The following is a 23,834-nucleotide window of genomic DNA, read 5'->3' as shown; positions in this document are numbered from 1 at the left end:
AGATTTGCTTTGCTCATCCCGCTACTTCTAATGTTTCATGGTGATACATCTGCTAAAGAGTCACAACCCATGAATCTCCGTGCAGCCATTATTAGTAGGGGTATTTCAGTCGATGGACGAAATTTAAAAAACGGAAAATTAAGATTGTTCCAGTTTCCCAACTCTATGAAGGGCAATTGATTGAAAAGAATTTTATTCCATATTAACTACTACTGCAAATTACTTTATATTATTTGTCTCACCTGTTAAAATGACAGCTATTAATTAGAAATAAATTGTAAGTAGGGGAGAGTTAAATACAGTGAAGTTGGTTTCTTGGAATGTAAACGGGCTGAGGGCCTGTGTGAATAAAGGTTTTTTAGATTATTTTCATGAGGTGGATGCAGATATTTTCTGTGTTCAGGAAACAAAGCTGCAAGAGGGGCAAATCAATTTGGACTTGGAGGGGTATTATCAATATTGGAACTATGCCGTAAAGAAAGGCTATTCCGGTACGGCTGTTTTCACCAAAATTGAGCCTATCTCGGTAAAATACGGACTAGCGGGAGAAGAGTCAGAACAAGAAGGAAGAATTCTTACCCTTGAGTTTGCTGATTTTTATCTAGTTAACGTATATACCCCAAACTCACAAAGGGATTTGGCAAGATTAGGCTATCGTCTGGAGTGGGAGGACCGAATCCTTCATTATCTTCAAGAATTGGATGCTATAAAGCCGGTTGTCCTTTGCGGGGACCTGAATGTTGCTCATAGAGAAGTTGACCTGAGAAATGCTAAATCAAATGTAGGCAATTCCGGTTTTACTGATGAAGAACGTGGGAAAATGACAACACTCCTTGAATCCGGGTTTATCGATACTTACCGGCATTTTTATCCGGAAAAAGAGGGTGCCTACACCTGGTGGAGTTACATGAACAAGGTCCGTGAGCGGAACATTGGCTGGCGTATTGATTATTTTATTGTCTCTGAAGGCCTGCGTGAACGATTAAAGAATGCGGACATACATTGCGATATCATGGGCAGCGATCATTGTCCGGTTGTGTTGGAAATGCAATAAATAGATTAAACCCTTTGCCCGAAATGAAGGCAAAGGGTTTTTGATTAAATTTCATTAAGTGCGGTGCCTATCTCATCAAATTCAGCAGTTTGATTACTTTCAACTGTACTTTCCAATTGCTCTTGGGAAGTTGAAGTAACCAAATCTTTTTCTTCATCCTTTTTGTCTTGATAAAAATTCATCCTTTTGCAGCTCCTTTTTAAAGAAAAAATATCTAAAATATTTTTTCCTATTAATAAGGAATCTAAACCGTTTTTGTTTTCTGTAGCAAAAAAAATAGCAGTTGACGAATAGTAAAATGGGTAGTATTATTATCAATGTCGCTGCTGCGAGACCGTTGCTGCTTCAGTTGAAAAGTTGTAAAACTCGTAAGATAGTTGACAACAAATTAACACTATGTTAATATAATAAAGGTCGCTTCTTGATAGATTAGTAGATGACATTATGATAGTTCTTTGAAAACTAAACAAACAAAAACGTCAACAATAAAATTATTCATTCCTAACGGAATGAAGCCAACGTAACTTTTATGAGCTAATCAACTCATCTCTTTTGGAGAGTTTGATCCTGGCTCAGGACGAACGCTGGCGGCGTGCCTAATACATGCAAGTCGAGCGAATCAATAGGAGCTTGCTCCTGTTGGTTAGCGGCGGACGGGTGAGTAACACGTGGGCAACCTGCCTGTAAGACTGGGATAACACCGGGAAACCGGTGCTAATACCGGATAATTCTTATCAACACATGTTGGTAAGCTGAAAGTCGGTTTACGCTGACACTTACAGATGGGCCCGCGGCGCATTAGCTAGTTGGTGAGGTAACGGCTCACCAAGGCGACGATGCGTAGCCGACCTGAGAGGGTGATCGGCCACACTGGGACTGAGACACGGCCCAGACTCCTACGGGAGGCAGCAGTAGGGAATCTTCCACAATGGACGAAAGTCTGATGGAGCAACGCCGCGTGAGCGAAGAAGGCCTTCGGGTCGTAAAGCTCTGTTGTCAGGGAAGAACAAGTATCGGAGTAACTGCCGGTACCTTGACGGTACCTGACCAGAAAGCCACGGCTAACTACGTGCCAGCAGCCGCGGTAATACGTAGGTGGCAAGCGTTGTCCGGAATTATTGGGCGTAAAGCGCGCGCAGGCGGTCCTTTAAGTCTGATGTGAAAGCCCACGGCTCAACCGTGGAGGGTCATTGGAAACTGGGGGACTTGAGTGCAGAAGAGGAAAGCGGAATTCCACGTGTAGCGGTGAAATGCGTAGAGATGTGGAGGAACACCAGTGGCGAAGGCGGCTTTCTGGTCTGTAACTGACGCTGAGGCGCGAAAGCGTGGGGAGCAAACAGGATTAGATACCCTGGTAGTCCACGCCGTAAACGATGAGTGCTAAGTGTTAGGGGGTTTCCGCCCCTTAGTGCTGCAGCTAACGCATTAAGCACTCCGCCTGGGGAGTACGGCCGCAAGGCTGAAACTCAAAGGAATTGACGGGGGCCCGCACAAGCGGTGGAGCATGTGGTTTAATTCGAAGCAACGCGAAGAACCTTACCAGGTCTTGACATCCTCTGACACTCCTAGAGATAGGACTTTCCCCTTCGGGGGACAGAGTGACAGGTGGTGCATGGTTGTCGTCAGCTCGTGTCGTGAGATGTTGGGTTAAGTCCCGCAACGAGCGCAACCCTTGATCTTAGTTGCCAGCATTTAGTTGGGCACTCTAAGGTGACTGCCGGTGACAAACCGGAGGAAGGTGGGGATGACGTCAAATCATCATGCCCCTTATGACCTGGGCTACACACGTGCTACAATGGATGGTACAAAGGGCTGCAAAACCGCGAGGTTGAGCCAATCCCATAAAACCATTCTCAGTTCGGATTGCAGGCTGCAACTCGCCTGCATGAAGCCGGAATCGCTAGTAATCGCGGATCAGCATGCCGCGGTGAATACGTTCCCGGGCCTTGTACACACCGCCCGTCACACCACGAGAGTTTGTAACACCCGAAGTCGGTGGGGTAACCGTAAGGAGCCAGCCGCCTAAGGTGGGACAGATGATTGGGGTGAAGTCGTAACAAGGTAGCCGTATCGGAAGGTGCGGCTGGATCACCTCCTTTCTAAGGAATAGTTAGTCCTTACGGACTAATAAAACGTTGATTGTTTTCTGTTTGTTTAGTTTTGAGGGAATTATTCTCTCGAAACTTTTTTGTTCCTTGAAAACTAGATAATCGTAAGAAGAAGTAACCAAGTAAAAACCGAGTGATCGCCATTTTAGTTTTTCTCTCTAATGAATGTTAGAGTAAAACCTTTTAGGTTAAGTTAGAAAGGGCGCACGGTGGATGCCTTGGCACTAGGAGCCGATGAAGGACGGGACTAACACCGATATGCTTCGGGGAGCTGTAAGTAAGCTTTGATCCGGAGATTTCCGAATGGGGGAACCCACTGCTCGTAATGGAGCAGTATCTTTACCTGAATACATAGGGTATGGAAGGCAGACCCGGGGAACTGAAACATCTAAGTACCCGGAGGAAGAGAAAGCAAACGCGATTCCCTGAGTAGCGGCGAGCGAAACGGGAACAGCCCAAACCGAAAGGCTTGCCTTTCGGGGTTGTAGGACACTCAACATGGAGTTACAAAGGAACGGGGTAAATGAAGCGGCCTGGAAAGGCCAGCCGTAGAAGGTAAAAGCCCTGTAGTTGAAACTTCGTTCCCTCCTGAGTGGATCCTGAGTACGGCCGGACACGTGAAATCCGGTCGGAAGCAGGGAGGACCATCTCCCAAGGCTAAATACTCCCTAGTGACCGATAGTGAACCAGTACCGTGAGGGAAAGGTGAAAAGCACCCCGGAAGGGGAGTGAAATAGTACCTGAAACCGTGTGCCTACAAGTAGTCAAAGCCCATTCATGGGTAATGGCGTGCCTTTTGTAGAATGAACCGGCGAGTTACGATTACATGCGAGGTTAAGTTGAAAAGACGGAGCCGCAGCGAAAGCGAGTCTGAATAGGGCGTCATAGTATGTAGTCGTAGACCCGAAACCAGGTGATCTACCCATGTCCAGGGTGAAGTCCAGGTAACACTGGATGGAGGCCCGAACCCACGCACGTTGAAAAGTGCGGGGATGAGGTGTGGGTAGCGGAGAAATTCCAATCGAACTTGGAGATAGCTGGTTCTCTCCGAAATAGCTTTAGGGCTAGCCTCACGTAGTAAGAGTCTTGGAGGTAGAGCACTGTTTGGACTAGGGGCCCTCATCGGGTTACCGAATTCAGACAAACTCCGAATGCCAATGACTTATCCGTGGGAGTCAGACTGCGAGTGATAAGATCCGTAGTCAAAAGGGAAACAGCCCAGACCACCAGCTAAGGTCCCAAAGTATACGTTAAGTGGAAAAGGATGTGGAGTTGCTTAGACAACCAGGATGTTGGCTTAGAAGCAGCCACCATTTAAAGAGTGCGTAATAGCTCACTGGTCGAGTGACTCTGCGCCGAAAATGTACCGGGGCTAAACGTATCACCGAAGCTGTGGGTGGACACCGTCTGGTGTCCGCGGTAGGAGAGCGTTCTAAGGGCGTTGAAGCTAGACCGTAAGGACTGGTGGAGCGCTTAGAAGTGAGAATGCCGGTATGAGTAGCGAAAGACGGGTGAGAATCCCGTCCACCGTATGCCTAAGGTTTCCTGAGGAAGGCTCGTCCGCTCAGGGTTAGTCGGGACCTAAGCCGAGGCCGAAAGGCGTAGGCGATGGACAACAGGTTGATATTCCTGTACCACCTCTTTATCGTTTGAGTGATGGGGGGACGCAGGAGGATAGGGTAAGCGCGCTGCTGGTTATGCGCGTGTAAGCAGTTAGGCTGAGAAGTAGGAAAATCCGCTTCTCGCAAAGGCTGAGCTGTGATGCCGAGGGAAATATAGTACCGAAGTTCCTGATTCCACACTGCCAAGAAAAGCCTCTAGCGATGATATTAGGTGCCCGTACCGCAAACCGACACAGATAGGCGGGGAGAGAATCCTAAGGTGAGCGAGAGAACTCTCGTTAAGGAACTCGGCAAAATGACCCCGTAACTTCGGGAGAAGGGGTGCTCATTACGGTGAATAGCTGTGATGAGCCGCAGTGAATAGGCCCAGGCGACTGTTTAGCAAAAACACAGGTCTCTGCGAAGCCGCAAGGCGAAGTATAGGGGCTGACGCCTGCCCGGTGCTGGAAGGTTAAGAGGAGGGGTTAGCGTAAGCGAAGCTCTGAATCGAAGCCCCAGTAAACGGCGGCCGTAACTATAACGGTCCTAAGGTAGCGAAATTCCTTGTCGGGTAAGTTCCGACCCGCACGAAAGGCGTAACGATCTGGGCACTGTCTCAACGAGAGACTCGGTGAAATTATAGTACCTGTGAAGATGCAGGTTACCCGCGACAGGACGGAAAGACCCCGTGGAGCTTTACTGTAGCCTGATATTGAATTTTGGTACAGCTTGTACAGGATAGGTAGGAGCCTGAGAAGCCGGAGCGCCAGCTTCGGTGGAGGCGTCGGTGGGATACTACCCTGGCTGTATTGAAATTCTAACCCGCACCCCTGATCGGGGTGGGAGACAGTGTCAGGTGGGCAGTTTGACTGGGGCGGTCGCCTCCCAAAGAGTAACGGAGGCGCCCAAAGGTTCCCTCAGAATGGTTGGAAATCATTCGTAGAGTGTAAAGGCACAAGGGAGCTTGACTGCGAGACCTACAAGTCGAGCAGGGACGAAAGTCGGGCTTAGTGATCCGGTGGTTCCGCATGGAAGGGCCATCGCTCAACGGATAAAAGCTACCCCGGGGATAACAGGCTTATCTCCCCCAAGAGTCCACATCGACGGGGAGGTTTGGCACCTCGATGTCGGCTCATCGCATCCTGGGGCTGTAGTCGGTCCCAAGGGTTGGGCTGTTCGCCCATTAAAGCGGTACGCGAGCTGGGTTCAGAACGTCGTGAGACAGTTCGGTCCCTATCCGTCGTGGGCGCAGGAAATTTGAGAGGAGCTGTCCTTAGTACGAGAGGACCGGGATGGACGCACCGCTGGTGTACCAGTTGTCTTGCCAAAGGCATCGCTGGGTAGCTATGTGCGGACGGGATAAGTGCTGAAAGCATCTAAGCATGAAGCCCCCCTCAAGATGAGATTTCCCATAGCGTCAAGCTAGTAAGATCCCTGAAAGATGATCAGGTTGATAGGTCAGAGGTGGAAGCGTGGTGACATGTGGAGCTGACTGATACTAATCGATCGAGGACTTAACCAAATAGAAAAGCGGAGGCGACTGTCCAACTCGACAGACGTTGGAGGGCCGGCACGGCAAATCCCGATTTTGGATTTGTTGGGACGGACCGAATCGGCCGAGAAGTTAGGAGCCGAAGCTAGACAAGTCATAATGATTATTCGGTTTACGAATACTTCTTCTGCATTATCTAGTTTTGAGGGAATGAAACCTCTAATTAATTTAATATTTGCGGGTGTGGCGGAATCGGCAGACGCGCTAGATTCAGGTTCTAGTGGTAGTAATACCGTATGGGTTCAAGTCCCTTCACCCGCATCAATTTGATATTGCGGAAGTAGTTCAGTGGTAGAACACCACCTTGCCAAGGTGGGGGTCGCGGGTTCGAATCCCGTCTTCCGCTCCATATTTGCCGGGGTGGCGGAACTGGCAGACGCACAGGACTTAAAATCCTGCGGTAGGTGACTACCGTACCGGTTCGATTCCGGTCCTCGGCACCATTTCTCTAACGAGAAATAACTCAGCATTTATTATATTTGGCGGTGTAGCTCAGCTGGCTAGAGCGTACGGTTCATACCCGTAAGGTCGGGGGTTCGATCCCCTCCGCCGCTACCAACTTTATAAGTTGTAAATTGGAGGAATACCCAAGTCCGGCTGAAGGGATCGGTCTTGAAAACCGACAGGCGGGTTAAACCGCGCGGGGGTTCGAATCCCTCTTCCTCCGTATTTCTTTTATGCTAAAAACTGGTGGGGTAGCGAAGTGGCTAAACGCGGCGGACTGTAAATCCGCTCCCTCTGGGTTCGGCGGTTCGAATCCGTCCCCCACCACCATTTAGGGGCATAGTTTAAAGGTAGAACTAAGGTCTCCAAAACCTTCAGTGTGGGTTCGATTCCTACTGCCCCTGTCCTAACATATACGTCTTTCTCATCAATGAGAAAGGCGTTTTTGTTGTTTTTGGTAGATCACTATTCTTTACAAACCTTATCCTAGAAATACCACCCCTTTTGCTGTCCTATAAAGTGTTCATAAGACACTAAAGCCCGTATATTCTAGTTCGTGTCGCACTCTATAAGGCGTTCATAGCCTGATTTTACCAGTACCACTAGAAAATCAAGATCTACGGTGAAAATAAAGGCTGTATTTACCCATACCAATAGAAAATCCAGTTCCGCGGTAAAAATAGAGGCGTGATTTTACCCGTACCAATAGAAAATCCAGCTCTACGGTAAAAATAAAGGCCTGATTTTACCCGTACCAACAGAAAATCCAGGTCTGCGGTAAAAAAGAAGACATGATTTTACCTGGACCAATAGAAAATCCAGGTCTGCGGTAAAAAAGAAGGCCTGATTTTACCCGTACCAATAGAAAATCCAGCTCTACGGTAAAAATAAAGGCCTGATTTTACCCGTACCAATAGAAAATCCAGGTCCGCGGTAAAAAAGAAGGCCTGATTTTACCCGTACTAACAGAAAATCCAGGTCTGCGGTAAAAAAGAAGGCATGATTTTACCCGTACCAATAGAAAATCCAGCTCTACGGTAAAAATAAAGGCATGATTTTACCCGTACCAACAGAAAATCTAGGCCCACGGTAAAAAAGAAGGCCTGATTTTACCCGTACCAATAGAAAATCCAGCTCTACGGTAAAAATAAAGGCCTGATTTTACCCGTACCAACAGAAAATCTAGGCCCACGGTAAAAAAGAAGGCCTGATTTTAGCCGTACCAATCAAAAACAAAGCCCACGGTAAAAATGATGATGGGACACGTTGTCACTGATATTCCACCTCGTAGAGTTCAATAAAGCATTTATATGACGCATAGCACCACATAATCCATCCTGACGCGCACTATGAAGCAGCCATAAGACGCAAAGCCCAGGATATACCACCTCGATGCGCTTTATGAAGCGTTCATAAGACGAGTAGCCTTGGATATCCCCCTTCAACACGCTCTATGAAGCACTCATAAGACGCGCAGCCCCTCGATACTCCATCCATCCCGACGCGCTCTATGAAGAGTTCATAAGATGCGTAACCTCAAATTTTCCCCCTCAATACGCTCTATTCATTTCCAAAGGAACAAATCTAAAAGAAATCCATAAGATAGAGTAAGTGTGCTTGTACCTTATTATGAAAAGGGGAAGACCATTGCTTTATTTAAAAGAAACCTACACGATCCACCCGAATACCGAAAACGAATGCAGTGAGTTTTTTAAAGAATATTATGTTCCGGTGCATTTGAAAAATGGAGCAATACTGATCGGGTGCTGGCTGACAGGTCAAAAAAATGAGTTCATTATTATTTGGGCGTATCCAAGTTATCAGGAATACGAGAGTATTACCAAGAGAGTCTTACAAGATCAAATGTACCAACAAATGAAAGAACAGTTACAAAAAGTGGCCAAGCATTTTTTAGATAAAAAAACAGAAGAATTACATTCATTGGGAGCAATTGTGCCCGCTAAACAGCAAGTCTCAGTCAGTGGCTATATCACAAATGAGAACGAGGAAACCTTATTGGTTAAAACCTACTGGAGAGATGATACATGGGAACTGCCTGGCGGTGGGGTGGATGAGGGAGAAACCTTAGACAGGGCATTGTATCGGGAGATTTTTGAGGAGACTGGTATAGTGGTAAAGTTAATTGGTGTAACAGGTGTTTATTCAAATGGAAATACCATTTCAATTGTCTTCCGAGGGAAATGTATCGGCGGAAACCTGACAACGTCTAACGAAACCAAAGAAGTTCAATTTGTTAAACTTAATCCTACAAATGTGTCACACTATATCAAACGAGGAAAGTTTGTTCCGCGAGTATTAGATGGTATGAATGGAATGTATGCACCATATGAATCATTTAAAATCCGTCCCTATGAACTTATAGAACGTTTCCAAGGGAAATAAACACAAATTTCATGAAAACCCCCAGTTAGGTGAAACTAAGAAAAAACGTTGGGGGGAGTCTTCTTGCCTGAACTGCCGGAAATGGAAAATTATAAATTGCTGTTGAATCAAAAAATTGCTGGCCGCTCGGTCACGGATATTCAAATTAACCGGGAAAAATCAGTTAATTTGAATCCCGAGCTATTTAGAAAAACAGTACTTCATCAAAATATTATCAATATTAACAGACGAGGAAAGCATTTATTGTTTCAGCTTCAAAATGGTCATGTGCTGTTGCTGCATTTAATGTTAGGCGGCTGGATGTACTATGGCACTGAGGAAGACAAACCAAAACGAACGATTCAGGTTCAGCTTTCCTTTGGTAATGAGCATCTTTATTTTATAGGCTTGCGGCTGGGTTATCTTCATCTTTATCGGAATGTAGAAGCAGAAGAGAAACTGGGTCACCTGGGGCCAGAGCCATTACAACGTGATTTTACCGAGGGTGATTTTTTAAAAAGAATATCTGCAAAGCACGGAAGGTTAAAAACCGCTCTTCTTGACCAAGATTTTATTGCCGGAATCGGAAATTGCTACTCGGCAGAAATATGCTTCCATGCTGGCATACTGCCAACAAAAGACATTGATGACTTAAGTGAAAATGATCGTCTCCTACTGTATCAATCCATAAAACAAGTTCTGCCTGATGCCATTAGTTATGGAGGCTATATGGAAAATCCGCTTTTTAAAGGGGATAACAAAACAGGCGGCTTTTATCCAGTACGCAAAGTATACGATCGTGAAGGGGAAAGCTGTAAAAGGTGCGGGGCAACAATTGTTATGGAGACAATTTCCTCTAGGAAAACCTACTATTGTCCAAACTGTCAAAAGTAAAAAGGAATCTCGTCTAATGAGGCGAGGTTTCTTTTTAAAATGAATTTTCAGAATTAATAGTTTATTATTTTGTCAAAATTTATTGTTTCCGATTTTGTACATATGTAATATACTATATACAAATAAGTATAGCACATTTAATGATATGTAACATATTTATTGTGTTAAAGGGGGTGTCAATCATTAAACTTAGTAAGCGTCAGGATGAAATCCTCCAGATTGTAAAACAAAATGGACCAATAACCGGGAAAGAAATTGCCGAGAAACTTTCGGTGACGAGGGCTGCGTTAAGGCCGGACCTTGCCATTTTGACAATGTCGGGCAATTTAGATGCCAGGCCTCGTGTGGGATATTTTTTTAATGATAAATTGGCAGTGAAACAGAAGGCTAAAAAGTTTATCCAGCAAAAAGTGTACGACTTTAAGGCACACCCAATTGTTGTAGAAAAGTCAACATCTGTCTATAACGCCATTGTTCAATTATTCCTGGAAGACGTAGGAACACTTTATGCTGTTGATTCGGAAGGCCGTCTTGCAGGGGTGATTTCAAGAAAAGATTTGCTAAGAGCAGCAATGGGAAACAAAAATCTTCAAGAACTTCCGGTTAGTGTCATCATGACAAGAATGCCGAATATTATCACGATTCACCCTAATGAAACCCTGCTGGAAGCAGCAAAAAAAATGATTACCTATCATATTGATTCCTTACCTGTCGTCAAGGAGACGGAGGACCAAGGCAATACATATTTGCTGTTGGGACGGATCACAAAAACAACAATCACGCGTGCATATGTAGAATTTATGGATGAGAACTCAATCTAAAGGGAGTTGCTGCGATTTTGGTACAGAAAGAAGTCGTCTATGTGGTTTCCGATTCAGTCGGCGAAACCGCCGAGTTTGTTGTAAAAGCTGTTGCCACACAATTTAATGGCGGGCAGGTAGACATTCGTCGAAATTCCTATGTGGATGATATTGAGGATATAGAAGATGTCATTATTTTAGCCAAGCGGGAACAATCCATTATTGCCTATACCATCGTTATCCCGGCTTTAAAGGAATATCTTGACATGCGCGCTGAAGAAGAGGGAATTATGGCAATCGATTTGCTCAGTCCGTTAATGAATGCCTTTACGGCCAGGTTTAACAAGCAGCCGCATCACCGTCCAGGTCTGATGAGAAAATTGGACGAGGAATATTTTCGAAAAATCGAAGCGATTGAATTTGCTGTTAAATACGATGACGGCCGCGACCCTCGCGGGATAACAAAGGCCGACATTGTTTTAATTGGCGTTTCACGGACCTCTAAGACACCGCTGTCGATGTATCTAGCGCATAAGCGTTTTAAAGTGGCCAATGTTCCACTCGTTCCGGAAGTGCCTCCACCGGATGAATTGTTTAAAATTCCGAGGAAAAATTGCATCGGGTTAATCATTTCACCAGATAAGTTGAATGAAATCCGCAAAGAGCGTCTAAAGGCTTTAGGATTGGCTTCGCAAGCAAGCTATGCTAGTTTTCAAAGGATCCTGGATGAATTGGATTATGCAGAAAAAATCATGAAACGGGTAGGCTGTCCAGTGATTGATGTCTCCAATAAAGCAGTCGAAGAGACGGCTGGCTTAATTCTAGATGTGTTGAAAAAAGAGAGGAGCTTTTAAAACCATGGAGAAATTCGTATATTTATTTCATGAAGGCAACGGCAATATGAAAGAATTATTAGGCGGAAAGGGAGCAAATCTCGCAGAAATGACAAGGATTGGGCTGCCGGTTCCTTATGGTTTTACGATTACGACTCAAGCTTGTAATGCGTACTATGAATCTGGCAAAACAATTCCAAGTTTAGTAGAAAACCAGACGCTTGAAGCGCTTGCCAAGTTAGAAGAAAAGATGGGTAAAAAGCTAGGGGACCCACAAAATCCATTATTGGTATCTGTTCGTTCGGGCTCCGTTTTTTCTATGCCTGGTATGATGGATACGATTCTAAACCTAGGCATGAATGATGAAACCGTTGTCGGGTTGGCTCGATTAACGAATAACGCCCGGTTTGCATTCGATTCCTACCGTCGGTTTATTCAAATGTTTAGCAATGTTGTGCTGGAAATTGATACGTTCTACTTCGAGCAATTTTTAGAAGAAACTCGCGAGCATAAGGGATATTCCTCTGATCCTGAAATGACAGCAGAAGACTGGCAGGAAGTGATTGCTGGTTATAAAGGAATCGTCAAAAAGCATACGAGGAAGGACTTCCCACAGGATCCAAAAGAACAGCTTTTCCTTGCGATTAACGCCGTATTTAACTCATGGAATAACCAGCGTGCGATTGTCTACCGCCGCCTGAATAAAATTCCGGACCATTTGGGAACAGCAGTGAATGTCCAAAGCATGGTTTTTGGCAACATGGGTGATGATTCCGGTACTGGTGTTGCGTTTACAAGAAATCCGTCCACTGGGGAGCATGTCCTATACGGGGAGTATTTAATTAATGCACAAGGAGAAGATGTTGTTGCAGGTATTCGGACACCACAGCCAATTGCTGCGCTTAAGGAAGAGATGCCGGGTGTATTCCAGCAATTTTCCGATACTTGCAAGCGCCTTGAAGGGCATTACAAAGAAATGCAGGACATCGAGTTTACCGTTGAGCGCGGCAAGCTGTTCATTCTGCAAACCCGTAACGGTAAGCGCACGGCTCAAGCAGCAATTCGCATTGCTGTTGAGATGGTGAAGGAAGGTATTATTGATAAAAAGACAGCGCTTATGCGTGTTGATCCAGACCAGTTGAATCAGCTGCTCCATCGCCGGATTGATGAAAAGGCTGAAAAAAGAGTGATTGCTAAAGGGCTCCCGGCCTCACCTGGTGCCGCAACCGGTCAAGTTGTATTTGAAGCAGATGAGGCCGAGCAGCTTGGCAATGAAGGTAAAAAGGTTATTCTTGTTTCGCCTGAAACAACACCAGATGATATTCACGGCATGGTCGCTTCCCAAGCAATCTTAACCAGCAGAGGCGGCATGACAAGCCACGCTGCCGTTGTTGCCCGCGGGATGGGAAAAGCCTGCATTTGCGGCTGTGAAGCGATGAAGATTGATATGAAGGCGAAACAATTTACCGTTGGCGATATTGTGGTGAAATATGGTGATATTATCACAATTGATGGTGCAACCGGTGAAATCATGCTTGGCGAAATTCCGATGATTGACCCGGAACTTTCTGATGAGTTCCAGCAGCTGCTTGCCTGGGCCGACCAAGAACGGAAAATCGGCGTCCGTGCCAATGCTGATAATCCGGAAGATGCCAAGAAATCCTTTGAATTTGGTGCAGGCGGCATCGGGTTGTGCCGGACCGAGCATATGTTCATGGATCTTAAGCGAATTCCAATTGTCCAAAAAATGATACTAGCAGAAAGCTATAGTGAAAGGATGGAAGCACTCCAGCAGCTTCTGCCGATGCAGCAAGGTGACTTTGAAGGCATCTTTGAAGCGATGCAAGGGCTGCCAGTAACAATTCGTTTGCTTGACCCGCCGCTTCACGAGTTCCTGCCGAATAAGGAAGAGTTGTTAGTTGAAGTGACAAAACTGCAAATCCTGAATCCAGAATGTGAACAATTGAAGGAAAAAGAATTATTGCTGAAAAAGGTTCGCCAATTAGATGAGTTCAACCCGATGCTAGGCCACCGCGGCTGCCGTTTAGGAATGATTTATCCGGAAATTTATGAAATGCAGGCAAAAGCAATCTTCTATGCTGCCGCAAAGGTGGCTGAAAAGGGTATGGAAGTTAAGCCGGAAATCATGATTCCACTTGTTGGTCATGTCAATGAGCTCAAGCAAATGCGCCAGTTGGTCATTGATTCTGCCCTTCTTGTCCAAGAGGAAACAGGCAGAAGCTTCGAGTATACCATTGGAACGATGATTGAAATTCCACGTGCCGCCTTAACCGCTGACCAAATTGCAGAAGAAGCCGACTTCTTCTCATTTGGAACGAATGACTTAACCCAAACAACTTTCGGCTACAGCCGTGATGATGCAGAAGGAAAATTCCTGCAGGCTTACATCGAAAACAAAGTCTTGCCTGAAAATCCGTTTGCTGTACTTGATCAAGACGGTGTGGGTAAATTAGTGGAAACAGGCGTGAAGCTGGGCCGTTCTACCAAACCGTCCTTGAAGACAGGTATTTGTGGTGAGCATGGCGGCGAAAAGAATTCAATTGATTTCTGCTACCGCACAGGATTGGATTATGTCAGCTGCTCGCCATATCGTGTACCGCTTGCGCGTTTGGCTGCTGCTCAAGCGACGATTCGCCATGAGCTGAACAAAGAGGAAGTGTTTACAACTGCATAAGTTTTTATAGGACGGTACCGTTTTGGTACCGTCCTTTTTTGCTTTGGATTAGTTGTTTAGTTTTCTGCTAATAATAAAACAAAAAAGGGGTTGTTCATGATGGGAGCAATAGAACGCAGCGGATTTCGCTTTGTACCGGAGTTTAGTGTGATTGGGCAGAATGGAGCCATCCACGTTTACAATAGGAATGAATTCATCGAAGAAATCAAGTTTCAATTTGCGGGGAAGTATCCCGAGATGGACCAGATTGAGGATTTAGTGGACAAGTATTGTGATCTGCATAATATATAAGCAACTCTTGTTGGATGTTGGGATTAATGGGATAATTTAGATTGCATTCGAATAGGATTCTCAAAGGGTTTTTTGGAGGAAAATAAATGAGTAAACTTGCTGTCATCTACCCTCAGGCCATTGAACAAACCAAAATGAAAATCTATCATGATATTGACCGGTATTTGGAATATAAGGAGTCAGTGCCAACTTTTGAACAATACCTGATAGATCGCAGTCATTATATTGAGCAAATCTGGATTAATGTATGGCTGAATAAATCGACCAATGATGTGCCAAGGAATGAAAAAAAGCAATTTTTAAGTGAGCGGGACTATGAGGTTCATGGTGTTGACCGTAAGTTAATTAATAAACTATTTCGCGATGAGATGAGATTGTACCAGCCATTTGATGTCATGTCCTGGGTTCGGGAAACCTTTGAAGGTCAGGAGGAAAAATGGACAACCCTGTATCAGCAGGCGAAGGAGAACTTTGTTCAAAGGGAACAACAAAAAGAGAAAGAAGAGAAACAAGCTGCTATCAGTGCTGAAATTGAAGAGGCAGCAGCAGGTATCATTGAAGAAAAATATGAACTGTATTATCTATATGTCCGCCAATTTGTAGCTAAGCAATTGGCAGCAGACCTTGAAAATCAAATAAAATATCAAACAGTGGATCCGGCCGCATTGGAGGAAAAACTCGTTAAAGAAGGGGCATTTAATCCTTCTTCCTATGTTTCGGTGGCGGATTTTTTAGAAGAACTGACGGGTGATATACATCAAATTCCAAATTGGGGCCGCCATTTATACGAATATGAGACCTATTATTATGTTTATGAAAGCTTAATATACGATTACATATCAGAATTGATTCCCGAAATGGTCCTGAAGGAACTGCCTGGGAAAGCAGCAGGTGAATTTTTTGAAACCTTTCATGAAGAGATCTCGCCTTCTTTTGTAAAAGGGAGTATTGGCGAGCTATTGTATGATTTAGTTGGTTATTTTATCGAGGATATTCAAGAAGAATATGTTGACGATTTATTAAAACTGGTCGATGTTCCGTTTGATGAAGCTGCCCATCGTGAGATTTTTGAAAGGGATTTACGGGAACGAGAAAGAAAAGTGGCCGAAGAATTGGCAGAACTGGAGCGAAAAAAAGCCGAAGAAGAGCGAATCATGCAGGAAATTTTCGGCCAGGAGTACGACCCTTCTTTCAAACGAAAGATTAGTTATGTGCTTCATATTGGTGAAACCAATACAGGAAAAACCTTTCACTCGCTTGAAAGAATGAAACAGGCTGACAGCGGGATTTATTTGGCCCCATTAAGGCTGCTCGCCCTAGAGGTGTATGACAAGTTGAATGCTGAAGGTACGCCTTGTTCGTTGAAAACGGGTGAAGAGGAAAAGATTGTTCAGGGTGCCAGTCATATTTCCTGTACCGTCGAGATGTTCCATGAGAAAGAATATTATGAAGTCGTTGTCATTGATGAGGCACAGATGATTACCGACAAAGACCGTGGCTTTTCATGGTATAAGGCTATTACGAAAGCGAATGCCGAAGAAGTTCATATCATTGGCAGCCGGAATTCAAAGGAAATGCTGCTCGAGCTTTTGGGTAATGCGGATATTGAGGTGAACGAGTATACCCGTGATACTCCGCTTGAGGTAGAGTCGAGGAAGTTTGATATCAAACATGTAAAAAAGGGAGATGCACTGATTTGCTTTTCGCGCAGGCGGGTGCTGGAAATGGCTTCCCGGCTGCAAAATGATGGTCACTCCGCCAGCATGATTTACGGTAGTATGCCCCCGGAAACAAGAAAGAAGCAAATCCAGCAGTTTAATGAAGGCAAAACAAAGGTCATTGTTGCCACAGATGCAATCGGGATGGGCTTGAATTTGCCAATCCGGCGAATCGTGTTTTTGGAAAACGAGAAATTTGATGGTACGAGAAGGCGCCTGTTAACCTCACAGGAGGTGAAGCAAATTGCCGGCCGTGCCGGACGGAAGGGAATTTATGATGTCGGCAAGGTAGCGTTTACGAATGATATTAAGAAGATGAAGAGTTTATTGATGCAGGAGGATCGTCCTGTTCAAACGTTTGCGATTGCTCCGACCAATTCTGTTTTTGAACGGTTTCAACGGTATTACCATGACTTGGGTACTTTTTTTGAACTGTGGGAGAAGTTTGAAAGTCCCAAAGGCACGAAGAAAGCGTCCCTATCAGAGGAACGTTCGCTTTATAAAAAAATTGCCGGAACGGAAATCGAAGCACGGCTTGCACTGACTGATTTGTATGGGTTCTTGCATCTGCCATTTTCAAAAAATGAACAGGCGCTAATCCAGCAATGGGAAGATACGATGTATGCGGTTATTGGGGGACAGGAACTGCCTGAACCGATTGTGAAGGAACGGAGCCTTGAGGATCTAGAACTAACCTATAAAGCGATTGGGCTGCATCTGTTGTTTTTATATCGGTTGGGGCAGGGGACAGAAGCCATTTATTGGGAGCGGCTGCGAGAGGAAATCAGCGATAAGGTCCAGGACCGGCTGAAAACCGATATTAAGAAATTTGTAAAAAGGTGCAAAAACTGCGGAAAAAATCTTCCATGGGACCACCCGTTTCCGACCTGTGATGCCTGCTATCGGACTCGGTTCAAGAAATATTGGGGAGATGAATAAGGTATTTAATGGGCTCCGTGATCGGAGCCTTAATTAATTGTTTTTTAGATATGTATATTCTAACCATATGCCCATATGATGGTAAAAAAGGAGGGGTTATATGGCTATACATGTGGTGCTTCCTGGAGAAAATCTATGGGAGATTTCCAATCAGACTGGTGTTCCAATCCAAACGATTATCACTTTGAATGGACTGAATTCTGCAGCTGTAATCCCAGGGCTCGCTCTTTATCTGCCTGATACTACCCAGCGAATACGACCGTATCGAATTAAAGCCGGTGACCAAATTTGGCAAATTGCCCAGCAGTTTCAAACTTCTTCCTCAGCCATACTTGCTGCAAACCCCGGTATTAATCCTAACAGCCTCACCATTGGACAAATCCTGAACATTCCAACACCGCTTAAATTACAAATAAATACCCTTGGCTTTATTATACCTCCTACTGATGGCAGTGTTCCGGCCATATTGGAATCGATAGCTGCTCAATTGACCTTTTTATCCATTGTTGCCTACTCATTTACCGAAGAGGGCTTTGCCTATAATGAAATAGAGGATACAGAACTGGTTGCCCGAAGCAAACAATTAAACATCGCCCCTTTATTGATGATTCGCAATTTTGTAAACGGAAAGTTTAGTCCAGAACTAGTCGGCAATGTGCTGGCAAATCCGACCTTCCGGCGAAACTTGGCAGTCAGTATTGCCAACCTCACCAAACAAAGGGGCTTTGCAGGCGTGAGTATAGATTTTGAATTTATTCCACCACCAAGGCGCCAAGATTTTGTTGTATTTTTAAATGATTTAAAAACGGAATTAGGAAACTTGATTCTACATGTAAATGTTCATGCGAAAACAGAGGATATCCCCACCAATCCGATTATCGGCGCATACGATTACAAAGCCATCGGGAGCGCGGCAGATATCGTCGCCGTCATGACGATTGATTATGGTTACCCTGGCGGACCTCCGGACCCAATAGCGCCAATTACTTGGGTGGAAAGTGTTATCCAATATTCCCTTACACAAATTCCGCGGCAAAAAATGCAAATGGCCATGGCTTTATATGGATATGATAAAGTAGTTGGGCTTAATACTACTACTGGATTGTCCGTACTGGCTGCTCAAAATCAAGCCATTTCGAAAGGCACCATCATTCACTTCGATCTATCCGCGCAATCACCTTGGTACAACTATTGGCAAGGAAAGGTCAAACATATTACCTGGTTTGAAGATATTCGGAGTTATCTTGAAAAGTATCGCTTGATTGACCTGTACCAAATAGCAGGTACGACTTTTTGGCAAATAAGCCTCCCTGCACCGCAGAACTGGTTCTATTTAAAGGATTCGGTTTCTATTATTAAAAAATAAAAGTGTTTGTCCCATTTTCATTCTTTAACTTATTTTTGTCTGGATTTGGACAAACTCTAAGAAAAAGAAAGGTTGGAATGCTGTTTGTTTATAAGAGTTTTGTATAGCTTTATCGCTCTTTTTACTGTCATACCATACATATTTCCCAATGCTGTAGTAAGTGCAGAACAGTCCGTAATGGAAAAACAAATCAATCAAATTTTGAATAACTCTAAAGATGTGCAAGGGGCTATCGCTGGCATCAGTATTCGCTCTGCCGCAGACGGCCATATCATTTATCAGCATAATGGTGATGTCCGGCTGCGGCCGGCCTCCAATATGAAGCTATTGACGGCTGCTGCGGCCCTAAATGTTTTAGGCGAGAGTTATATATTTACAACAGAAGTTCATGCGGACGGTCCTGTGAAAAAGAAAACAGTGCAAGGGAATCTTTATTTGAAAGGAAAAGGTGATCCAACGCTATTAAAATCAGATTTTGATAAACTGGCGGCTCAACTTCAGAAGCAAGGCATCAAAAGGGTAAAAGGAAATTTAATTGGTGATGACTTTTGGTATGATGATATCCGCTATTCACTTGATTTGCCTTGGAGCGATGAAACGACGTATTTTGGGGCCCAAATTTCCGCCTTATCCGCAGCACCAACAATAGACTATGATGCGGGAGCTGTCGAAGTTGTGGTCAAGCCCGGTGAAAAACAGGGCGATAAGCTAAAGGTAGAATTAATGCCAAAAACCAGCTATGTAAAAGTCATTAATCATGGGGTAACAGCTGGAGCAAAAGATAAAAAGGATCTCACCATTCAACGCAAACACGCAAAAAACACCATCGTAGTAGATGGCAACTTACCAGTAAATGCAAAGTCGAAAAAAGAATGGGTTGGTGTCTGGGAACCTACGCTTTATGCCTTGGCACTTTTTAAACAATCACTGGCAGAACACGGGATCAAAGTTTCTGGGAAAATGAAACGTGGTTCGGTGCCTGACAGCGCAACGGTTTTAACGACCCATCACTCTATGCCGTTGTCACAGCTGGTTGTGCCGTTTATGAAACTAAGTAACAATGTACATGCCGAAGTACTAGTAAAGGAAATGGGGAAAGTAATGAAAGGGGATGGCAGCTGGGAAAAGGGCTTGGAAGTGCTCAATACGGAAGTGGCTAAGTTCGGTGTTAATACACAAACTTTGGTCCTTCGCGACGGCTCCGGCGTCTCTCATGTCACCAGTATTCCGGCAAACCAGATTTCCCAGTTATTATTTGCGGTCCAAAAGGAAAAATGGTTTCCTTCCTACTTAAATTCTCTTCCAGTCAGCGGGGCACCGGAAAAAATGACAGGCGGCTCGTTACGATATCGGATGAAAACGGCTGATGTTGCAGGAAAGGTCAAAGCAAAAACAGGAACCCTCACCACAGTCAGTTCGTTATCAGGGTATGTTACGACAAAAAGCGGAGAATCCTTAATCTTCTCGATACTATTAAATAATCTTTTGGATGAAGATCAGGGTAAAAAAGTCGAGGACAAAATCGTTTCGATTATAGCTAAGCATGACTAGCAGAGGGGTCCTGAATAGTTTTTTTCATTCCGCTAACGCTATAGATATGAATGAGGACGGTGAACGAAAATGATTTTTGGCAGTCATGTAAGCATTAGAAACGGTTACTTAGGTGCTGCAAAACGGGCGGTTGCCAATAAGGCATCCGCCTTTCAATATTTTCCGAAAAATCCGAGAAGCCTTACTGTAAAAGATTTCGACCGAGGAGAAGCAGAAAGCTGTAAAGAATACTGTGAAGAGCATGGGCTGCATTCTGTTGCCCATACACCCTACTCGACAAGCCTAACCCCTGAAAAAGAAAAGGAAGAACTGACGATATCTTCACTACTCAATGATTTAGAAATTGCCGACGCTTGTGGGTCAATAGGAGTGGTCGTGCATTACGGAAGTCAAATCAGTAAAACGGACCCATTGGCAAGCTATCATTTAATGCTGCACATTTTAAACAGTGTCTTGAGTCAATGGGACGGGGGCAGTTTATTGCTGATAGAAAATAATGCAGGAACAAAAGGGGCGCTTGGAACAACACTAGAGGAACTGGTCCAAATTCGCAATTTATGTGAGTATCCCGAGAAAATTGGTTTCTGCCTCGACACCTGCCACGCGTTTGCCAGCGGGTTATGGTCCGGCGATCGTACAGAGCTATTTTTCGAAAAAGGAAAGGAACTGGATTATTTCGAGGATTTAAAGGTAATCCATTTAAACAACTCCAAATACCCGGCAGGCTCTAAAAAGGATCGCCACGCCAACATTTTCAGCAATAATGGATTGATTAACGATGAAGATTTAAAAAGCCTTGTCACATCCCCCATTTTAAATGGAATTCCGCTAATACTTGAAACTCCGGACGATGAAGGAATAAGCCATCTGAGGGAGATTGAGATGTTAAAGAAAAAGTGGGGCGAGGGCTGCTAGTTTTTTTATTGCTTTTTACCTAATAAATCAATATATAATAGAGAAAGATACTAGCAAATAAATGGGAGAATAGATATGAAGGCGGGAAATAAAAATTCACTACAACTTTCAGAAAGGTTTGAAGTGGCCTATAACCAGGTACATGATGCCTTAAGGGACATTGTTCAAATCAATGATGAAAGATTTGTCGTACTCGTAAAGGTCGGCGCGAAGAAGTACCAGGTAATAGAGACATTCAAGAAGGACTTGGAGCAATATGCCAGACTGAGAAATGCGATTGTCCATGAAAAGATGGAGGTCGGGTTTTATATTGCTGAGCCTAATGCAAAAGTTGTCAATCATATAGAGAAAATTGCCAATATCCTAAGCCAGCCAAACTATGCCCTAACCATTGCCACAAAAAATGTTGTTCACTTTGATTACAACGACAGCATTTTAAAAGTGACGGCAGCCATCAAAGACCACGGCTATTCGAAGTTCCCAGTTTACAAGAACAAAACATGCCAAGGTTTGTTAACTGCGGGTTCCATTGTGAAATGGATGGCCCAAAATATGGAGAACAGCATCGTAAACCTGTCAGATATCAAGGTTGGCGATATCATGGGCTATGAAAAAAATTATCGAGTCGACTTTATCTCAAAGGAGATTAATATCTTCGATGTAGAAAATATTTTTGAAAGAGCCCATAAAAAGAAATCCAAATTAGAGGCGGTCATTATTACTGAGAATGGCCGTGCCGATGAAAGGCCGCTTGGCATCATTACACCTTGGGATCTTATTCAAATCGATTATACGATGGATTAAATCAAGAAGGAGCATACCAAGGCATGCTCCTTTTCCACTTATTCAAAATCAAAGTCGCTGAGTTGATCCATATGACTGGCAATCATGGCGATAATTGTGCTTGCTTCTTCTTTGCTGAAAATAAAATGGGATTCGTCCTTAATCAGTTCATCGTCTGTTGTCCAAATTCGATTTACGCGCTTCAGGACACCATCGCCCGTTTCCTCTACAACACCAAACTGATAGGTGACCTCCACTTCATCCTCATGCTTAAAGGCTGTGACTTCCGGAGTCGACCACTCAACTTCAATTTCTTGAAAAATATCATCGCTGTCGGCTTGTTCACCTTCGTAATATTCATCTTCCTCTTCTATTAAATCCTCATCATCACAATCCACATCAAACTGCAGGTAAACGCCATCATCGGTATAGTGGTCATCGTCGTTCATATAATCATGAAGGCTTTCGTGGACTTCGTCGATAATTTCTTCAATATCAGAAAGGATAATCTTAGCAGTGTGCCCGCTGTCAGCATCAAAACTGTCAACATAAAACTCTTCATTCTGAGGGTCAAAGAACAAGGTGCAAAAGTAATCCCGGTCTACTTCCTCAGTATCGACATCTGCTGTCTCCACGAAAAATTCAATTCTAGGATGCTTGGCAGCTCTTTCAATCTTCATGTGTCCAACCTGATCATATTCTTCACAAATCGATTCAAGATGATCCTGTAACTCACTACTAACTCGGTCAAACCATTCTAATGACATCAAACATCCCATCCCTTCAATGTTAATCGTCGTTATTATATCCGCATTTTTAAAATATATGTTCTTTTAAAAAAAATGAAGGATAAATACAAAACATAATAGAAAATAACTGTTATGAATCAATTTTTTAATATAGGGTGAAGGAAATGGCTAAACGTTCCGGAGGAGAGCGCCTCCTTAAATTAAGAGAAATCCTTTTTGCTGAAACAGATGAGACCAATGAGCTTGGAATGGAGCAGATCATTGAAGCATTAAAAAAGGAATTCGGCAGGGATTATGAAGTCGACCAGCGGGCAATACTGCGGGATATTGAAGATTTAACCAATCAAAACTTCGAAATTTTTGTTACCAGAAGAGCAGCCGGAAAGAAGTATTACAGCCACAAAAATAAACAGTTTGAACAATATGAATTGCGTCTATTAATCAATGCCATCCTGTCTGCCAGGTTTATCACCAAAAAAGAGGCAGAGAGGTTAATTGAAAAAGTAAAGGGCTTAACGAGCACGCATCTCGCCGCCATGCTGCCGAACCCAACCCATTACGAAAGTTCCATCCGCAGCACCTATCAACAGCTGCGCTATGAGATTGATCAAATCAATACCGCGATTACCGAAAGCCGGAAGATTAACTTCCAATATGGCAAATACAATATTGACAAGGAATTTGTGTTAAACCGTACTGGCGAATACTATGAGGTAAGTCCCTATGCACTTATTTGGAAAAATGATTACTATTATTTAATAGGCATCCTGACCGGGGAAAAGAAGTTCCGTCACTTTCGGGTGGACCGGATGCGCAATGTGGAATGTACCGAGGATTCTTTTTTGAAAGCTGATATTAATATCTCCGATTACATCAATAAATCCTTTAACATGTACGCGGGGACTGAAGAATGGATTACCCTAAAGTTTAAACATTCCCTCGTCAATGTGATGATTGATTACTTTGGCCTAGGTGCCAATATGAAAAAACTCGACGACGAATATGGACAGCTAAGGGTAAAAGCGAATCGGAGCGAAGGATTGATTCGCTGGCTGCTTAATTGGGGAAGCGATGTGAAAGTATTAGAGCCAGAGGACTTGGTGGAAGAGATGAAGAACGAAATCCAAAGGATGTCGCAAATTTATCAGGAGAATTAGGC

15 protein-coding genes, 7 tRNA genes and 2 rRNA genes are annotated in these 23,834 nt (G+C 44.1%); 22 read left to right on the top strand and 2 right to left on the bottom strand.

The window, feature by feature from the left end:
• Positions 1-301 precede the first annotated feature (301 nt).
• On the top strand, positions 302-1,054 hold the full coding sequence (xth, locus tag ACZ43M_RS17535) for an exodeoxyribonuclease III (protein WP_464503816.1): 753 nt from the start codon (positions 302-304) through the stop codon (positions 1,052-1,054).
• Between the two features lie 44 nt (positions 1,055-1,098).
• Here the strand turns inward: xth and ACZ43M_RS17530 are convergent, their stop codons facing one another.
• Entirely contained in the window at positions 1,099-1,236 is a 138-nt protein-coding gene (locus ACZ43M_RS17530) for a hypothetical protein (RefSeq protein WP_464503815.1), read from the bottom strand.
• 367 nt (positions 1,237-1,603) lie between these two features.
• Between ACZ43M_RS17530 and ACZ43M_RS17525 the strand changes: the two genes are divergently transcribed.
• The 20 genes from ACZ43M_RS17525 (at position 1,604) to ACZ43M_RS17430 (ending at position 21,947) form a co-directional block, all read left to right on the top strand.
• Positions 1,604-3,153: ribosomal RNA gene (locus ACZ43M_RS17525) — 16S ribosomal RNA — on the top strand.
• Positions 3,154-3,348: 195 nt separating this feature from the next.
• Positions 3,349-6,285 (top strand): 23S ribosomal RNA (locus tag ACZ43M_RS17520).
• Together the 16S and 23S rRNA genes with 7 tRNA genes alongside form the textbook arrangement of a ribosomal RNA operon.
• A 207-nt stretch (positions 6,286-6,492) precedes the next feature.
• Positions 6,493-6,576, top strand: a tRNA-Leu gene (locus tag ACZ43M_RS17515).
• A gap of 13 nt (positions 6,577-6,589) precedes the next feature.
• Positions 6,590-6,664: transfer RNA gene (locus ACZ43M_RS17510), tRNA-Gly, on the top strand.
• 5 nt (positions 6,665-6,669) lie between these two features.
• Positions 6,670-6,758, top strand: a tRNA-Leu gene (locus ACZ43M_RS17505).
• Between the two features lie 38 nt (positions 6,759-6,796).
• Positions 6,797-6,873, top strand: a tRNA-Met gene (locus ACZ43M_RS17500).
• A 19-nt stretch (positions 6,874-6,892) separates the two neighbouring features.
• Positions 6,893-6,982: transfer RNA gene (locus ACZ43M_RS17495), tRNA-Ser, on the top strand.
• Positions 6,983-7,004: 22 nt separating this feature from the next.
• A tRNA-Tyr gene (locus ACZ43M_RS17490) sits at positions 7,005-7,089 on the top strand.
• 3 nt (positions 7,090-7,092) lie between these two features.
• A tRNA-Trp gene (locus ACZ43M_RS17485) sits at positions 7,093-7,163 on the top strand.
• Positions 7,164-8,406: 1,243 nt separating this feature from the next.
• Positions 8,407-9,162: an NUDIX domain-containing protein gene (locus ACZ43M_RS17480; protein ID WP_464503814.1), complete on the top strand. Its 756-nt coding sequence runs from the start codon at positions 8,407-8,409 to the stop codon at positions 9,160-9,162.
• Positions 9,163-9,225: 63 nt separating this feature from the next.
• Complete coding sequence (gene mutM / locus ACZ43M_RS17475; RefSeq protein WP_464503813.1) at positions 9,226-10,035, top strand: DNA-formamidopyrimidine glycosylase; 810 nt, start codon at positions 9,226-9,228, stop codon at positions 10,033-10,035.
• A 140-nt stretch (positions 10,036-10,175) separates the two neighbouring features.
• Positions 10,176-10,856, top strand: a complete 681-nt coding sequence (locus ACZ43M_RS17470) for a helix-turn-helix transcriptional regulator (protein ID WP_464503812.1) — start codon at positions 10,176-10,178, stop codon at positions 10,854-10,856.
• A 17-nt stretch (positions 10,857-10,873) separates the two neighbouring features.
• Positions 10,874-11,689, top strand: coding sequence for a pyruvate, water dikinase regulatory protein (locus ACZ43M_RS17465; RefSeq protein WP_464503811.1), 816 nt, complete (start codon positions 10,874-10,876; stop codon positions 11,687-11,689).
• Between the two features lie 4 nt (positions 11,690-11,693).
• Positions 11,694-14,363 carry a pyruvate, phosphate dikinase gene (ppdK, locus tag ACZ43M_RS17460; RefSeq protein ID WP_464503810.1) on the top strand — a complete coding sequence of 890 codons (2,670 nt, stop codon included), beginning with the start codon at positions 11,694-11,696 and terminating at the stop codon, positions 14,361-14,363.
• 99 nt (positions 14,364-14,462) lie between these two features.
• The gene (locus ACZ43M_RS17455; RefSeq protein ID WP_464508049.1) at positions 14,463-14,654 is read left to right on the top strand and encodes a YbxH family protein; all 192 of its coding nucleotides are present in this window, start codon (positions 14,463-14,465) and stop codon (positions 14,652-14,654) included.
• Between the two features lie 86 nt (positions 14,655-14,740).
• A complete protein-coding gene (locus tag ACZ43M_RS17450; RefSeq protein ID WP_464503809.1) occupies positions 14,741-17,311 on the top strand; it encodes a DEAD/DEAH box helicase in 2,571 nt (856 codons plus the stop codon).
• A 100-nt stretch (positions 17,312-17,411) separates the two neighbouring features.
• Positions 17,412-18,677: a glycosyl hydrolase family 18 protein gene (locus tag ACZ43M_RS17445; protein WP_464503808.1), complete on the top strand. Its 1,266-nt coding sequence runs from the start codon at positions 17,412-17,414 to the stop codon at positions 18,675-18,677.
• Positions 18,678-18,761: 84 nt separating this feature from the next.
• Complete coding sequence (gene dacB, locus ACZ43M_RS17440) at positions 18,762-20,228, top strand: D-alanyl-D-alanine carboxypeptidase/D-alanyl-D-alanine endopeptidase (protein ID WP_464503807.1); 1,467 nt, start codon at positions 18,762-18,764, stop codon at positions 20,226-20,228.
• A gap of 69 nt (positions 20,229-20,297) precedes the next feature.
• The gene (locus ACZ43M_RS17435) at positions 20,298-21,143 is read left to right on the top strand and encodes a deoxyribonuclease IV (protein ID WP_464503806.1); all 846 of its coding nucleotides are present in this window, start codon (positions 20,298-20,300) and stop codon (positions 21,141-21,143) included.
• Positions 21,144-21,218: 75 nt separating this feature from the next.
• A complete protein-coding gene (locus ACZ43M_RS17430) occupies positions 21,219-21,947 on the top strand; it encodes a CBS domain-containing protein (RefSeq protein WP_464503805.1) in 729 nt (242 codons plus the stop codon).
• 38 nt (positions 21,948-21,985) lie between these two features.
• On the opposite strand, the gene ACZ43M_RS17425 is transcribed toward ACZ43M_RS17430, so the two are convergent.
• Positions 21,986-22,693 (bottom strand): hypothetical protein, encoded by a 708-nt coding sequence (locus ACZ43M_RS17425; RefSeq protein WP_464503804.1) that lies wholly within the window; start codon positions 22,691-22,693, stop codon positions 21,986-21,988.
• Positions 22,694-22,839: 146 nt separating this feature from the next.
• On the opposite strand from ACZ43M_RS17425, the gene ACZ43M_RS17420 reads away from it, so the two are divergent.
• Positions 22,840-23,832 carry a helix-turn-helix transcriptional regulator gene (locus tag ACZ43M_RS17420; protein WP_464503803.1) on the top strand — a complete coding sequence of 331 codons (993 nt, stop codon included), beginning with the start codon at positions 22,840-22,842 and terminating at the stop codon, positions 23,830-23,832.
• Positions 23,833-23,834: the final 2 nt, after the last annotated feature.

Source organism: Neobacillus sp. B24 (assembly GCF_055381825.1).
Note: the sequence above shows the minus strand (reverse complement) of the source record. Positions and strands in the feature narration are given on the sequence as shown.

Bases quoted from the DNA above. Each gene is read 5' to 3' on its own strand.
- ACZ43M_RS17455 (WP_464508049.1), top strand. From the start codon at position 14,463: ATGGGAGCAATAGAACGCAGCGGATTTCGCTTTGTACCGGAGTTTAGT.
- ACZ43M_RS17430 (WP_464503805.1), top strand. From the start codon at position 21,219: ATGAAGGCGGGAAATAAAAATTCACTACAACTTTCAGAAAGGTTTGAA.
- ACZ43M_RS17435 (WP_464503806.1), top strand. From the start codon at position 20,298: ATGATTTTTGGCAGTCATGTAAGCATTAGAAACGGTTACTTAGGTGCT.
- ACZ43M_RS17450 (WP_464503809.1), top strand. From the start codon at position 14,741: ATGAGTAAACTTGCTGTCATCTACCCTCAGGCCATTGAACAAACCAAA.
- ACZ43M_RS17425 (WP_464503804.1), bottom strand. From the start codon at position 22,693: ATGTCATTAGAATGGTTTGACCGAGTTAGTAGTGAGTTACAGGATCAT.
- ACZ43M_RS17445 (WP_464503808.1), top strand. From the start codon at position 17,412: ATGGCTATACATGTGGTGCTTCCTGGAGAAAATCTATGGGAGATTTCC.
- ppdK (WP_464503810.1), top strand. From the start codon at position 11,694: ATGGAGAAATTCGTATATTTATTTCATGAAGGCAACGGCAATATGAAA.
- ACZ43M_RS17530 (WP_464503815.1), bottom strand. From the start codon at position 1,236: ATGAATTTTTATCAAGACAAAAAGGATGAAGAAAAAGATTTGGTTACT.
- ACZ43M_RS17470 (WP_464503812.1), top strand. From the start codon at position 10,176: ATGATATGTAACATATTTATTGTGTTAAAGGGGGTGTCAATCATTAAA.
- ACZ43M_RS17420 (WP_464503803.1), top strand. From the start codon at position 22,840: ATGGCTAAACGTTCCGGAGGAGAGCGCCTCCTTAAATTAAGAGAAATC.